Source organism: Sphingomonas sp. (assembly GCF_965248875.1).
GTDB lineage: Bacteria > Pseudomonadota > Alphaproteobacteria > Sphingomonadales > Sphingomonadaceae > Sphingomonas.
Genome location: NZ_CBDFKR010000011.1, coordinates 1006651 through 1019614, shown reverse-complemented (window position 1 = coordinate 1019614; position 12964 = coordinate 1006651). Strand labels below are relative to the sequence as shown.

Annotated in this window: 15 protein-coding genes; 5 read left to right on the top strand and 10 right to left on the bottom strand. The window is 69.2% G+C overall.

The window, feature by feature from the left end; translation table 11 throughout:
- Positions 1 to 115 precede the first annotated feature (115 nt).
- From folE to ACP2AD_RS12110, 3 genes are read left to right on the top strand one after another with little or no spacing between them, the layout of a single operon-like run.
- Positions 116 to 715 (top strand): GTP cyclohydrolase I FolE, encoded by a 600-nt coding sequence (folE, locus tag ACP2AD_RS12120; RefSeq protein ID WP_425230306.1) that lies wholly within the window; start codon positions 116 to 118, stop codon positions 713 to 715.
- Positions 712 to 1458, top strand: coding sequence for an SDR family NAD(P)-dependent oxidoreductase (locus tag ACP2AD_RS12115; protein ID WP_425230305.1), 747 nt, complete (start codon positions 712 to 714; stop codon positions 1456 to 1458). The genes folE and ACP2AD_RS12115 overlap by 4 nt, the downstream gene beginning before the upstream one ends.
- Positions 1451 to 1804: a dihydroneopterin aldolase gene (locus ACP2AD_RS12110; protein ID WP_425230304.1), complete on the top strand. Its 354-nt coding sequence runs from the start codon at positions 1451 to 1453 to the stop codon at positions 1802 to 1804. The genes ACP2AD_RS12115 and ACP2AD_RS12110 overlap by 8 nt, the downstream gene beginning before the upstream one ends.
- Here the strand turns inward: ACP2AD_RS12110 and ACP2AD_RS12105 are convergent.
- From ACP2AD_RS12105 to ACP2AD_RS12085, 5 genes are all read right to left on the bottom strand, one after another.
- Positions 1756 to 2172: a hypothetical protein gene (locus ACP2AD_RS12105; RefSeq protein WP_425230303.1), complete on the bottom strand. Its 417-nt coding sequence runs from the start codon at positions 2170 to 2172 to the stop codon at positions 1756 to 1758. The genes ACP2AD_RS12110 and ACP2AD_RS12105 overlap by 49 nt on opposite strands.
- 41 nt (positions 2173 to 2213) lie before the next feature.
- Positions 2214 to 3869 (bottom strand): 2-isopropylmalate synthase, encoded by a 1656-nt coding sequence (leuA, locus tag ACP2AD_RS12100; RefSeq protein WP_425230302.1) that lies wholly within the window; start codon positions 3867 to 3869, stop codon positions 2214 to 2216.
- A 107-nt stretch (positions 3870 to 3976) separates the two neighbouring features.
- Positions 3977 to 4609 carry a TMEM175 family protein gene (locus tag ACP2AD_RS12095; protein WP_425230301.1) on the bottom strand — a complete coding sequence of 211 codons (633 nt, stop codon included), beginning with the start codon at positions 4607 to 4609 and terminating at the stop codon, positions 3977 to 3979.
- Positions 4606 to 5247 (bottom strand): YceI family protein, encoded by a 642-nt coding sequence (locus tag ACP2AD_RS12090; protein WP_425230300.1) that lies wholly within the window; start codon positions 5245 to 5247, stop codon positions 4606 to 4608. Before ACP2AD_RS12090 ends, ACP2AD_RS12095 begins: the two co-directional genes overlap by 4 nt.
- 50 nt (positions 5248 to 5297) lie before the next feature.
- The gene (locus ACP2AD_RS12085) at positions 5298 to 5810 is read right to left on the bottom strand and encodes a TetR/AcrR family transcriptional regulator (RefSeq protein WP_425230299.1); all 513 of its coding nucleotides are present in this window, start codon (positions 5808 to 5810) and stop codon (positions 5298 to 5300) included.
- Positions 5811 to 5944: 134 nt separating this feature from the next.
- On the opposite strand from ACP2AD_RS12085, the gene ACP2AD_RS12080 reads away from it, so the two are divergent.
- A complete protein-coding gene (locus ACP2AD_RS12080; protein WP_425230298.1) occupies positions 5945 to 6325 on the top strand; it encodes a hypothetical protein in 381 nt (126 codons plus the stop codon).
- Between the two features lie 49 nt (positions 6326 to 6374).
- Here the strand turns inward: ACP2AD_RS12080 and ilvC are convergent, their stop codons facing one another.
- From ilvC to miaA, 4 genes are all read right to left on the bottom strand, one after another.
- Positions 6375 to 7394 carry a ketol-acid reductoisomerase gene (gene ilvC / locus ACP2AD_RS12075; RefSeq protein WP_425230297.1) on the bottom strand — a complete coding sequence of 340 codons (1020 nt, stop codon included), beginning with the start codon at positions 7392 to 7394 and terminating at the stop codon, positions 6375 to 6377.
- Positions 7395 to 7454: 60 nt separating this feature from the next.
- A complete protein-coding gene (gene ilvN, locus ACP2AD_RS12070) occupies positions 7455 to 7970 on the bottom strand; it encodes an acetolactate synthase small subunit (protein WP_425230296.1) in 516 nt (171 codons plus the stop codon).
- Between the two features lie 150 nt (positions 7971 to 8120).
- Positions 8121 to 9866, bottom strand: a complete 1746-nt coding sequence (locus tag ACP2AD_RS12065) for an acetolactate synthase 3 large subunit (protein WP_425230295.1) — start codon at positions 9864 to 9866, stop codon at positions 8121 to 8123.
- A gap of 58 nt (positions 9867 to 9924) precedes the next feature.
- A complete protein-coding gene (gene miaA, locus ACP2AD_RS12060) occupies positions 9925 to 10881 on the bottom strand; it encodes a tRNA (adenosine(37)-N6)-dimethylallyltransferase MiaA (protein ID WP_425230294.1) in 957 nt (318 codons plus the stop codon).
- On the opposite strand from miaA, the gene serB reads away from it, so the two are divergent.
- The gene (serB, locus tag ACP2AD_RS12055) at positions 10862 to 11752 is read left to right on the top strand and encodes a phosphoserine phosphatase SerB (protein WP_425231165.1); all 891 of its coding nucleotides are present in this window, start codon (positions 10862 to 10864) and stop codon (positions 11750 to 11752) included. The two genes, miaA and serB, sit on opposite strands and share 20 nt — an antisense overlap.
- A 6-nt stretch (positions 11753 to 11758) precedes the next feature.
- Here serB and ACP2AD_RS12050 read toward each other — a convergent pair whose 3' ends face one another.
- A complete protein-coding gene (locus ACP2AD_RS12050; RefSeq protein ID WP_425230293.1) occupies positions 11759 to 12847 on the bottom strand; it encodes an SPOR domain-containing protein in 1089 nt (362 codons plus the stop codon).
- Between the last annotated feature and the right edge of the window lie 117 nt (positions 12848 to 12964).

The following is a 12964-nucleotide window of genomic DNA, read 5'->3' as shown; positions in this document are numbered from 1 at the left end:
CTCCTTTTCCTCTGGGCAAAGCACAGTCCTTCCGCGATGTTGCCGGAATGAAACAGTTGCAGATTCGAACCTTTGTCATGGCGGCAGCTTGCCGTGGCGGCATGGGACGCGGCCGATGAGCGATCTGGTCGAGGCGGCGCCGGAAAACAGCGTGCCGGCGGACGTGGCGGAGGCGATCCGCACGCTGATCCGCTGGGCGGGCGACGACCCGACACGCGAAGGGCTGATCGACACGCCACGCCGGGTGGCGAAGGCGTGGCGCGAATATTGCGCCGGCTATGACGACGATCCCGCCCAGCATCTGGCCCGCGTGTTTGAGGAAGTCGGCGGCTATGACGAGATCGTGCTGCTGAAGGACATCCCGTTCCAGTCGCATTGCGAGCACCACATGGCGCCGATCATCGGCCGCGCGCACATCGCGTATCTGCCGCGCGATCATGTTGTCGGCATCTCCAAACTGGCGCGCGTGTTGCACGGCTTCGCCCGGCGGCTGCAGGTGCAGGAACGGCTGACCGCGGAGGTAGCGGACTGCATTTGGAACAATCTGAGGCCGATCGGCGTAGCGGTGGTGATCGAAGCGACCCATGCCTGCATGACCGCGCGCGGGGTGCGTACGCCGGGCGTCGTGATGAAGACCAGCCGGATGATGGGGGTGTTCCGCGACGACGAGCGCAGCCGCAAGGAGGTGCTGGCGCTGATGGGCCTGGAGCGGTGACGCGAACCGTTCTGGTCACGGGCGGAGCGAAGCGGCTGGGTGCGGCGATCGTCCGGCGGCTGGCGGCCGACGGCGATCGGATCGTGATCCATTATGGTACGTCGGGCGATACCGCGGCGGTGCTGGCGGACGAGACCGGCGCGGCCGGAACGGTGGGGGGCGACCTGGCGCTTCTGGACCAGATTGGTGATCTATGGGCGCGCGCGTGCGACGTTGCGGGTGCACCGATCGACGTGCTGGTCAATTCCGCATCGCAGTTCATGTTCGACCGGCCGGAGGCGGTCGACCAGGTGCTGGCGGCGCAGTTGTACGCGGTCAATTGTACCGCGCCGGTGATGCTGGCAGGTGCGCTCGCGGGGCAGGGGCGCGGCGGGGTGGTCATCAACCTGCTCGATCAGAAGGTCGCCAACCCGAACCCCGATTTCTTCTCCTACACGCTCGCCAAACAGGCGCTGGCTGCCGCGACGACGCTGATGGCGCAGGCCTTTGCGCCCGCGGTGCGCGTCAACGCGGTGTCGCCGGGCCTGACGCTGGCGAGCGGCGATCAGAGCGCGGCGGAGTTCGATCGGGCGGGGCGGGCCAACCTTCTGCAGCGTCCGGTCGGCGCCGCGGCGGTGGCGGACGCGGTCGCCTATCTGATCGGCGCGGAGAGCGTGACGGGTCAGAACCTGTTCGTCGACTGCGGCCAGCGATTCCTGAAACGTGACGGCGACGTGATGTTCGAGGGGCGGGATCGTGGCTGAATACACCACGCATCTCGACGATCTCGACGTGATGATCCGCCTCGGCATCCATCCGCATGAGGCGGTGCCGCAGCGGGTGCGGCTATCGGTGGCGATGACGGTTCGGTACGGTCGGGCGCCGTCCGCCGACCGGATCGATGAAGTGCTCGACTATGATTTCGTGCGCGAGGGCGTTCACGCGCTGGCGGCGGGCGAGGGGTTCGCATTGCAGGAAACGCTGGTCGATGCGGTGGCGGCGCTGTGCCTGGCGGACGAGCGCGTCATTGCGGTGCGGGTGCGGTCGACCAAACTCGACGTCTATGCCGACGCGACCGTCGGCTGTGAGGTGACCCGCACCCGCGCGTGATCGGCGAGCAGCCAGGCGATCGCCTCGCGCCGGCCGGTGAAGCCGCGGATGTTCGGTTTGGCCGCGCAGACCCGCTCCATCTGCAGCTGCACCAGCGGCGATGTGCTGACCAGAGCGACCCGGCAGGCCCAGAGCGGTGCGAATGATGGGTCACTGAAATAGTGGGCGAACTTGGCGAGGACGGCGGTCGGCGCGACCTTGAGCGCTGCCAAGTCGTACAGCGTGACATGCCGGCCGGCGCGGTCGCCGAGCGAGCGGATCGCCGCGTGGAGATCGGCTGCGGCCGCCTCAACGTCGGCCTCACCGAAGAAGCCGTCTGCGGTCATGCACACCAGCGCGTGGGTGCGATCGACGACGACCTTGTGCATGCGCCGCAGGGTAACGTCCGAAGGTTAACGAGCCGCTTCGCTCAGGCGCGATTGGCCGCGCTGAGCATCGCCCGCACACTGGCGGTCGCGACGTCCGGGTCGATGCCGACGCCCCAGACGACGCGTCCGTCCACCGTCCGGCATTCCAGATAGGTTGCCGCCTGTGCGTCCGCGCCGTGACCGATCGCATGCTCGGAATAGTCGATCACGTCGAGCGACACGCCTGCTTCACCGAGCGCCGCGACCACACCCGAGATGAGGCCGTTGCCGCGACCGCTGATCGACCGCTCCACCCCGTCCACGGCGACGTGGCCGACGAACAGCCGGTCGCCGGGCGCGCCGGTCTCCTCATAATTCCGCAACGCGAAGCGATCGCCGGGACGTGGGAGATAGGTCGCCTGGAACCGGCCCCAGATGTCGGTGGCGTTGAGTTCGCGGCTGGTTTCGTCCGCCAGCGCCTGGATGTGCCGGGAGAAATCGGCCTGCAGCCGCTTGGGCAGCCTGAGCCCGCGGTCCTGCTCCAGCACCCAGGCGACACCGCCCTTGCCCGACTGGGAATTGACCCGGATCACCGCCTCATAGGAGCGGCCGAGATCGGCGGGGTCGATCGGCAGATACGGCACCTCCCACAGCTCGTCGTTGCGTTGCGCCTGGGCCGCAAAGCCCTTCTTGATCGCGTCCTGATGCGAGCCGCTGAACGCCGTGAACACCAGGTCGCCCGCATAGGGCGTGCGCGGGTGGACGGGGAGCTGGGTGCAATATTGCACCGTCTGCACCACTGCGTCGATGTCGCCCAGATCGAGCCCCGGCGCGACCCCCTGTGTGTAGAGGTTGAGCGCGACCGTCACCAGGTCGCAATTCCCGGTCCGCTCGCCATTGCCGAGCAGGCAGCCCTCGACCCGGTCGGCGCCCGCCATCAACCCCAGCTCCGCCGCGGCGACGCCGGTGCCGCGGTCATTGTGCGGGTGCAGGCTGATAACGACGCTATCCCGATTGCGGATATGGCGGCCGAACCATTCGATCTGGTCGGCGTAGATGTTTGGAGTGGCGGCCTCGACCGTCGCGGGCAGGTTGAGGATCAGCGGCCGCTCGGGGGTCGGCGCGAGCACCTCCATCACCGCCTCGCAGACCTCGACCGAGAAGTCGAGTTCGGCGGTGGAGAAGGTCTCGGGTGAATATTCGAAACGCCAGTCCGTGTCCGGCCGCTTCGCTGCCTCGTCGCGCAGCACCTTGGCGCCGGCGGCGGCGATGTCCTTCACTTCCGCGCGGCTCATGCCGAAAACAATCCGCCGCCAGGCGGGGCTGACCGCGTTGTAGAGGTGGACGATCGCCCGCCTGACGCCCGCCAGCGAGGCGAAGCTGGTTTCGATCAGGTCGCGGCGCGACTGGGTCAGGACCTGCACCGTCACGTCGTCGGGGATGCGCCCGGAGCGGACGAGGCCGCTAATGAAGTCGAACTCGGTTGCGCCGGCGCTGGGGAAGCCGACCTCGATCTCCTTGAGGCCGATGCGGACGAGGAGGTCGAAGAAGCGCGCCTTCTTCTCCGCGTCCATTGGATCGATCAGCGCCTGGTTGCCGTCGCGCAGGTCGGTCGACAGCCAGCGCGGCGCGTGGGTGATCGTACGGGCGGGCCATTGCCGGTCGGGCAGGTCGACCTGCGGAAATGGACGGTATTTGACGGACGGGTCGCGCAGCATTGGCTCGGCTCTCGGATGCGAGGAGGGTCGGTCCTTAGGCGCGGGAAGCGGAGCGAGCGCGCCTAAGGCCGCGTAAGTCGTGAGCCGGGCCGCAGCATGGGCTCGATCTAGCCGCCCTGCCGCGGGCGGGCAAGCGCGCGGTCGATGCCGCTAGACGGCAGGAACCACAGGATCGCGACCGCGCCGGCGCACGCGATGCCGAGCCAGGGCGAAAGCGCGGTCAGCGCGAGCCCGGCGACATACAGGCCAAGCGCGATGTGCCCCTTGCGCACCGTGCCGAGATGATAGGCGAGCGCCGCCGCATCCTGTCGTCCGGTGCGCCGGATGATGCCCTGCAGCCAGGGATAGACGATCCCCGGCAGCAGCACCGCGCCCAGGTACAGCCACGTCGCCTCGCGACTGAAATGATGCTCGCCGAGATAGGCGGTGGCGAACGGCACCAGGCTGAGCGTGAAGAGGAGCAGGATGTTGGCCCAGAGCAGCGCGTTGGTCACGCGCCGCGCGTAGGAGAACAGCCGGTGGTGATTGACCCAGTAAATCGCAACGAAGGCGTAGGAGAGGATGTAGGCGAGGAAGACCGGCCAGAGCGACCACAGGATGTCGAAGCGTTCGGCGACGGGCGGGTGCAGCTCCAGCACCATGATGGTGACGATGATCGCCACCACACCGTCGGAGAACGCCTCGATCCGGCCGATGCCGGCCCGGCCCTCCTGATCCGGATCGTCGCCGGCTGCCGTCACTTCTGGAAAGCGGCGGCGATGTCGAGCCTGACCTCATCCGAAACGAGCGGGACACCGAAGCCGAGGCCGAATTCGCTGCGCCGGATCGTAGCGGTCGCGTTGAAGCCGACATTGTCCTTGCCGCCCATCTGCGGCGGGGTGCGGCCGGCGCCGTGGAACTGGGCAGCGAGCGTCACCGGACGGGTGACGCCGTTGAGAGTCAGGTTGCCGCTGACCGTGGCGCGCCGACCAGCGACGACGACGCGGGTCGAAACGAAATGTGCGGGCGCCATGTCGGGGCCGAAGAAGTCCGGATGACCGCCGTTCGCGGCGGGTCGCGTCAGGTGCGCGGTCAGCCCGGCATTGGCGGTGGTGACCTTTGACACGGGAATGGTGATGTCGACCGTTGTTGCCGCAAGATTGCGGGGATCGAGCGTCAAGGTGCCGGACACGTCGCCGAAGATGCCGGTATAGGTCGACAACCCCATGTGATCGACTGACCAGGTGACCAGCGTGTGGTTGGGATCGGCGGTATAGGTGCCCGCGACGACCGCGGCCGGGTTGGGGCTGCCGGGCGGCGTGGTCGGCATCTGCGCGTCCAGGAAGGAGGTTGGCGCGGCGACGGCAAGGAAGAGGGCGATGGCGGGAAGAGCGCGCATGAGGGAACTCCTGTTGGGGTCCGATATGCTGGCGCGAGGCGGTGCGAAGGTCAAACCGCTTCGGCTTGTCCGCCCGAAAGGAGGATTGCGAGCGCGGCCTCCGCATCTGTCCCGCGGCCGCTGCCGTCGAGCAGGAACAGCCCGTCGAGCGTCGCCAGTAACAGCGCGGCGCGCGCTTGCGGCGCGCCCTGGGCGGGGTCGAGCCGGGCGGCCGTCCAGTCGATGAAGCTCGCGGCGATGCGCGACGCCGCCGTCCGGTGCGGCTCCTCACCCCGCCCGGCGGCGGTGGCCAGATCCAGGAACAGCTGGAGATACGGCCGCATCGCGGCCCCGCGCGCCTGATCCCAGAGCAGTTGCAACAGCGCGGTCCACGGCTGCGGCGTCAGGGGCACTGTGGCAAGCAGGGCGTGCAGCCGCGTCGCGACGTGATCGAGCAGCACGCCCAGAAGCTCGTCGCGATCGGCGAAGTAATAGAGCAGCATCCGGTCGCTCGTCCCTGCAGCCGCAGCCAGCGCGCGTAACGGCGACCCGGCTAGGCCGTGCGCCAGCAGATGATCGCCCATCGCATCCAGCAGCGCAGCACGGCGTTGAAGTCGGAAGGATGCGGAGAGAGCCACCGGCGCTGTCCTACGCACAATTACACTTGTAGCAATCGTTACACTAAGTCATGTAGCTGGCGCTACATGGGAGTCGGGCAATGCGGTGGTGGTGCTGGCTGGTGATCGTGTTTGGCGCGGTGCTCGTTGGAGCGGCGTGTGACCTGACGGACGGACCCGCGGTCGCGCTGATGCGGTGGATGGGTCGGGCGCCGATCGACGCGACGCCGCCGCTGCGCTTTGCGGTCGGCCTCATGGGAGCGGTGACGCTCGGATGGGGCGCTTCGCTGCTGGCTGTCGCGGCAACATCGGACGCGCTGGCGCCCGACCTGCGCGTGATTCTGTGGCGCCGGATCGGATGGGCCGTGCTGGCATGGTTCACGATCGACAGCATCGTGTCGATCGCGACCGGATTCTGGCCCAATGCGGTGAGCAATACGGTGCTGCTGGCGGCCTTTTTCGCGGCGGCGCGCCGGGTGTAGATAGCGCCGCGGTTCCTCCCCCTGGTCTGCAAGGGCAGGCCGCCCGCCGCTAATTCTTCGCCTTGTCGACCAGCTTGTTCGTGCCGATCCACGGCATCATTGCGCGCAGCCGCTCGCCGACCTGCTCGATCGGATGCGCCGCCGCCAGCTTGCGCGCCGCCTTCAGCTCGGGCTGGCCGGCGCGGTTGTCGAGGACGAAGTTCTTGACGAAACGGCCGCCCTGGATGTCGGCGAGCACACGCTTCATCTCCGCCTTGGTCTCCGCCGTGATGATGCGCGGGCCGGTGGTGATGTCGCCATATTCGGCGGTGTTGCTGATCGAGTAGCGCATGTTGGCGATGCCGCCCTCGTACATCAGGTCGACGATCAGCTTCACCTCGTGCAGGCACTCGAAATACGCCATCTCGGGCGCGTAGCCCGCCTCGGTCAGCGTCTCGAATCCCGCCTGGATCAGGTGGGTGAGGCCGCCGCACAGCACCGCCTGCTCGCCGAACAGGTCGGTCTCGCACTCCTCACGGAAGTTTGTCTCGATGATCCCGCTGCGTCCGCCGCCGACGCCGCTGGCATAGGCGAGCGCCAGGTCGTGCGCGTTGCCGCTCGCGTCCTGGTGCACCGCCATTAGGCACGGCACGCCGCCGCCGCGGACGTACTCGCTACGGACGGTGTGGCCCGGCCCCTTGGGGGCGATCATGATGACATCGAGGTCGGCGCGCGGCTCGATAAGCCCGAAATGGATGTTGAGGCCATGCGCGAAGGCGAGCGCTGCGCCGGGCTTGAGGTTGGCGGCGATGTCGTTGGCGTAGATCGCCGCCTGATGCTCGTCGGGGGCGAGGATCATCACGACGTCGGCCCATTTGGCGGCGTCGGCGTTGGACAGCACCTGAAAGCCGGCGTCGCCCGCCTTCTTCGCGGTGGCGGAGCCGGAGCGCAGTGCGACCGCGACGTCCTTGACGCCGGCATCGCGCAGGTTCTGGGCGTGGGCGTGGCCCTGGCTGCCATAGCCGACGATGGCGATCTTCTTGCCCGTCAGCAGATTCAGGTCGGCATCGGCGTCGTAATACACTCGCATGTCATTCCTTTCGTCATCCCCACGCACGCGGGGATTACGGGTGGTTGCTTCCTGGGTGACTTAAGCCGCGGTCTTCCCCCGTGCGATGGCGACGATGCCGGTGCGGGCGACCTCGACCAGCCCCACCTCCGCCATCAGCGCCACAAAGGTATCAATCTTGTCGCGGCCGCCCGTCACCTCAAAGACGAAGCTGCCGGTGGTCGCGTCGAGGACGCGGGCGCGGTAGATGTCGGCAAGGCGCAGCGCCTCGATCCGGTGGTCGCCGGTCCCCGCCACCTTGACTAGCGCCAGTTCGCGCTCGACGTGGGGCCCCAGCGCGGTGAGGTCGGTCACCGAGTGTACGGGTACCAGCCGGTCGAGCTGGGCGATGATCTGCTCCATCGTCGCGGCGCTCGCCGCGGTGACGATGGTGAGGCGGCTGACCGCCTTGTCGGCGGTGACGTCGCTGACCGTCAGGCTCTCGATATTGTAGCCGCGCGCGGTGAACAGCCCCGCGATCCGCGCGAGGATGCCGGGCTCGTTGTCGACGAGGACGGCGAGCGTGTGGCGCTCGGCGGGGTCGGCGTGGATGTGCAATTCAAATCCTCCCCGGCACGGGGAGGGGGACCGCGACGCGGAGCGGCGTGGTGGAGGGGGCCCGTGGCAGGCGGCGCGCTCGCGGCGGGCCCCCTCCACCAGCCTGCGGCTGGTCCCCCTCCCCGTGCCGGGGAGGATTGAGAATAGCCATCACACCAGCGCCTTCGCCGCGTCGTCCATGTCGCCCTCGATCTCGCTGACGTGCAGGATCATGTCGGTGTGGGCCGCGCCCGACGGGATCATCGGGAAGCAGTTGGCGAGCTTCGCCACGCGGCAGTCGACCATCACTGGGCCGTCATGCGCCAGCATCGCGGCGATGCCGTCGTCCAGTTCGCCCCGCTCCTCGATCCGGATGCCCTTCCAGCCATAAGCTTGGGCCAGCTTCACGAAGTCGGGCAGACTGTCGCTGTAGCTCTCGGCATAGCGTGATTGATAGGTCAGCTCCTGCCACTGGCGCACCATCCCCATATATTCGTTGTTGAGGATGAAGACCTTGACCGGCAGCCGGTACTGCGTCGCGGTCGCCAGCTCCTGGATGTTCATCTGGATCGACGCCTCGCCGGCGATGTCGATCACCAGCGCCCTGGGGTTGCCGAGCTGCGCGCCGATCGCGGCCGGCAGACCATAGCCCATCGTGCCGAGCCCGCCGCTGGTCAGCCACTTGTTGGGCAGCTCGAAGCCGAAATGCTGCGCGGCCCACATCTGGTGCTGGCCGACCTCGGTGGTGATGATCGGGCTGCGCGCGTGCGTCGCCTCCCACAGCGCACGGACCGCACGCTGCGGCATGATCGCCGCCCCGTCCTCCGGAAAGCCGAGACTGTCCTTCGCGCGCCAGCCGGCGATGCGCTGCCACCAGTCGGCGGTATCAGGCTTTGGATGCTGGCGCGCCTTCCACACCCGGACCATGTCCTCCAGCGCATGGCCCGCATCGGCGATGATCGCCAGGTCGACGCGGACGTTCTTGTTCACGCTCGACCGGTCGATGTCGATGTGAACCTTGCGGCTATGCGGGCTGAACGCGTCGAGCCGTCCCGTCACGCGGTCGTCGAAGCGCGCGCCGATCGCGACGATCAGGTCGGCCTGGTTCATCGCCATATTGGCTTCAAAGGTGCCGTGCATGCCGAGCATGCCCAAGAATGCGTCGTGGCTCGCCGGGAAGCAGCCGAGCCCCATCAGTGTCGAGGTGACGGGCGCGCCGCTGACCCGCTGCAACTCGCCCAGAAGCTGCGACGCGCCCGGGCCCGCGTTGATGATGCCGCCGCCGGTATAGAGGATCGGGCGCTCGGCGGCGGCGAGCATGTCGACCGCGGCCTCGATCGCCTTGGGCTCGGCCTTGAGCGCGGGACGATAGCTCTTGTGCTGGACCGCGCCCGGCTTGCGATAGCGCGCGGTGGCGACCTGCACATCCTTGGGGATGTCGACGACAACCGGGCCGGGGCGGCCGCTGGTGGCGATATGGAACGCCTCGTGGATCACGTCGCCGAGCCGGGCAGGGTCCTTCACGAGGTAATTGTGCTTGGTGCAGTGGCGCGTGATGCCGACGGTGTCCGCCTCCTGAAAGGCATCGGTGCCGATCAGCGCGGTTGGCACCTGACCGGTGATGACGACCATCGGGATCGAATCCATCAGCGCGTCGGTGATGCCCGTGACCGCGTTGGTCGCGCCGGGCCCCGAGGTGACGAGCACCACGCCGGGCTTGCCGGTCGAGCGGGCGTAGCCCTCCGCGGCATGAGTCGCCGCCTGTTCGTGGCGGACCAGAATATGCTTGATCCGCTTCTGCTGAAACAGGGCGTCGTAGATCGGCAGCACCGCCCCACCGGGATAGCCGAAGACATGCTCCACACCTAGGTCGACGAGAGCCTGGATCAGTATTTCGGCGCCGGATGAATCGGACACGGGAACGGCTTCCTTGCTGCGCTGCAGCGACGTACGCAGAACAACGTTGCGCGTCAACCTAGTATCTGCGCAAGAAAGTTTCAATATCTCCCGCGAGACTGGCCGTGTTGGTGACATCCGTTCTGACCCAGTCTGCGGGAGGCTGATGCGTGAACCACGTCTCCTGACGCTTGGCGTAGCGCCGCGTCGCCAGCGCGAGTGCGGCCACCGCGGTCGCGCGGTCCGACCGTCCTTCGTCTTGCCTGGCGAGCTCCGGCACCCCGATTGCGCGGCGGATCGGTGCGGCGGCGGGAAGATCGGGACGGGCAAGCAGCGCCGCCACTTCCGCAGCACCTTCGTCGACAATCGTCCCCGCCCGTGCGGCAATGCGGTCCGCCAGCCACGCGCGCGGCGGCAGCAGGATCGTGGCGATCAGCCTCACCGTATCGCCGATTCCGCCCGCGTGCGCCGCCTGCCATTCGGCGAGCGGCCGGCCGGTCGCGCGGACCACCTCCAGCGCGCGATGCACCCGCGTCGTGTCGTTGGCATGGAGGCGGGCGGCCGCGTCCGGGTCGGCCTCCGCCAGCAGCGCGTGCGCGTCGGCGGCCGACAGCACCCGCACCGCGACGCGCACCGCGGGGTCGATCGGCGGCACCGGCGCGATGCCGTCAAGCAGCGTGCGCAGGTAGAGGCCGGTGCCCCCGACCAAGATCGGCAGCTTGCCCGCCATGTGCGTTTCCGCGACCGCGGCGCGCGCCTCGACCGCCCAGCGCGCGGCGGAACAGCCGGTGTCGGCGGCGTCGACATGGCCGAACAGCCGGTGCGGTGCCCGCGCCTCGTCCTCGACCGACGGCCGCGCGGTGACGATGCGCAGGTCGCGATAGACCTGCGCGCTGTCGGCGTTGATGACGACGCCGTCGTTGCGCTCGGCCAAGGCGAGCGCCAGCGCCGACTTGCCGCTCGCGGTCGGGCCTGCGATGACGACCAGGGCGGGCAGGGGGAGGGGAGGGCGCGTGCTGTTCACCGCAACACTCATAGCAGCCGGGCGCCTGCGCGCGGGCGACATTTCGGCCGCCGCCGACGCGCTCGACCAGGCTGGCTGTGCGCCCGCGGGCTGGAGCTGGCTCGACGAGGGCGCCGCGGCCGACATCCCGTTCGGGCTCGACCCTGCCGCCGCGCGTGCTGCCTTGGAGGGCGGCGCGTTAGACGTCGTCGTCCAGCAGCTGGAGGGCCGCGAGAAGCGCCTCCTCGTCGCGGACATGGATTCGACCATGATCCAGTGCGAGTGCATCGACGAACTCGCGGACTATGCCGGGCTGAAGCCCCAGATCGCCGCGATCACCGAAGCGGCGATGCGCGGCGAGCTGGACTTCGCCGCCGCGCTCGATGCGCGGGTGGCGTTGCTGAAGGGGCTGGATGCAGGGGTGATCGACCGCTGCCTGGCGGAGCGGGTCAGGCTGATGCCAGGTGCGCGGACGCTGGTCAGAACGATGCGCTCGCACGGCACACGGTGTGTGCTGGTGTCGGGCGGGTTCACGCGCTTCGCCGCGCCGGTAGCGGCCGAAATCGGGTTCGACCGGGCCTTAGCCAACGAGTTGCTGGTCGCCAACGGTCTGCTGACGGGCGCGGTGACAAAGCCGATCGTCGACGCCGACACGAAGCTGGCGACGCTGCGCGCGGAGGCGGCAGCGCTCGGCCTCGACCTGCGCGAGACGCTGGCGGTCGGCGACGGAGCGAACGACCTGCCGATGATCGAGGCAGCCAAAAACGCTGGGGGTCTGGGCGTCGCCTACCACGCCAAGCCTGTCGCCGCCGCCGCCGCAGGCGCCCGGATCGAGCATGGCGACCTCACCGCGCTGCTCTGGGCGCAGGGCATCTCGCGGCGGGAGTGGGCGACGGAACGCTAGGCGCGCCTAGGGCGCCACGACGATACAGCCGCCGCCGGCGCGGGTGCAGGCGGCCTGCGCCGCGGCGCGGGTGGAAAAGCCGGTCACCTGAAGCCGGGTGACGCCGCCGCCGGCGACATAGCTGGGCTGCCCGCCCGCGAGCTTGCCGTGCAGGCGGGTCCACAGCGCCTCGGCATTGCCGCGGTCGCGGAAGGCGCCGAGCTGGATGCGGTAGCCGCCGGTGGCTGGCGCGGGGCGCGGGGGTGATGCCGCCTGAACCGGCGGCGGAACGGGCGCGGAATGCGCCAGCGCCGGACGCGGCGGTGCCGGTGCCGGGCCGGGATTGGCATGCGCGGCCGCGGGCGTGCGCGTGCCGAGCGGGGCGGGTGTGACATGCGGCGCGGGCTGTTCGACCTGCGACGGCGGCAGGGACATCGGCTCGATCGGCACGGGCGTTCCCGGATAGCGGACGCCGAGTGACTGATCGACGACCTGGTTGCGGCCAGGCGCCGCGCCGGGGCGGGCCTGCGCGCCCAGTGCGATCTGTTGCGCCAGCGCCACGCCGCGCTCGCGATCGGCGGGCGACACATAGCCGTCCATCTGGGCCAGCGTCTCCCGCGCGGACTGCAGCCCGTTGGTGGCTGGACCGGCGGCCGTCGCGGGCCGTGGCGCCGCCGCGCGCGTCATCAGCGCATAGGCGCGCGGATAGTCGCGCGGGACCCCGTCGCCGTTGAACAGCATCGTGCCGTAGACCAGCTCGGTGCGCGCCTCGTCGCGCGCGACCGAGCGCTCCAGCCACGGGACCGCCTCCTGTTTGCGGCCCGACTGGAACAGCGCCAGCCCGTAATTGTCCTGCGCCTGCTCATGCCCCTGCAGCGCCGCCTTGCGGAACCAGCTCTCCGCCATCTGCGGGTCGACAGGGACGCCGCGGCCCAGCTTGTACGCCTGGCCGAGGTTGAACTGCGCGTCCGCGTCGCCGGCAACTGCGGGGCCGCGCCACTGCTCGATCGCCTGGCGATAATCGCCGCGCTGCCACGCCTCGACGCCCGCGCGCACGTCGGCGAACGCGGGGGCGGCGATGAGGAGGGCGGCGGCGGACAGAAGGAGGGGGCGCATGCTGATGGTCCTCTGGGCGTATGCGGCAACATGCCGTCATTGCTGGCCGCTAGGCAATCCCTCCGCCGAACGGGGGCGGGTGCGCAGCCGAAACCCTTCACCGGCAGCGGCGACGGG

Bases quoted from the DNA above. Each gene is read 5' to 3' on its own strand.
- folE (WP_425230306.1), top strand. From the start codon at position 116: ATGAGCGATCTGGTCGAGGCGGCGCCGGAAAACAGCGTGCCGGCGGAC.
- ACP2AD_RS12105 (WP_425230303.1), bottom strand. From the start codon at position 2,172: ATGCACAAGGTCGTCGTCGATCGCACCCACGCGCTGGTGTGCATGACC.
- leuA (WP_425230302.1), bottom strand. From the start codon at position 3,869: ATGCTGCGCGACCCGTCCGTCAAATACCGTCCATTTCCGCAGGTCGAC.
- ACP2AD_RS12090 (WP_425230300.1), bottom strand. From the start codon at position 5,247: ATGCGCGCTCTTCCCGCCATCGCCCTCTTCCTTGCCGTCGCCGCGCCA.
- ACP2AD_RS12085 (WP_425230299.1), bottom strand. From the start codon at position 5,810: ATGGGCGATCATCTGCTGGCGCACGGCCTAGCCGGGTCGCCGTTACGC.
- ACP2AD_RS12080 (WP_425230298.1), top strand. From the start codon at position 5,945: ATGCGGTGGTGGTGCTGGCTGGTGATCGTGTTTGGCGCGGTGCTCGTT.
- ilvC (WP_425230297.1), bottom strand. From the start codon at position 7,394: ATGCGAGTGTATTACGACGCCGATGCCGACCTGAATCTGCTGACGGGC.
- miaA (WP_425230294.1), bottom strand. From the start codon at position 10,881: ATGAGTGTTGCGGTGAACAGCACGCGCCCTCCCCTCCCCCTGCCCGCC.
- ACP2AD_RS12050 (WP_425230293.1), bottom strand. From the start codon at position 12,847: ATGCGCCCCCTCCTTCTGTCCGCCGCCGCCCTCCTCATCGCCGCCCCC.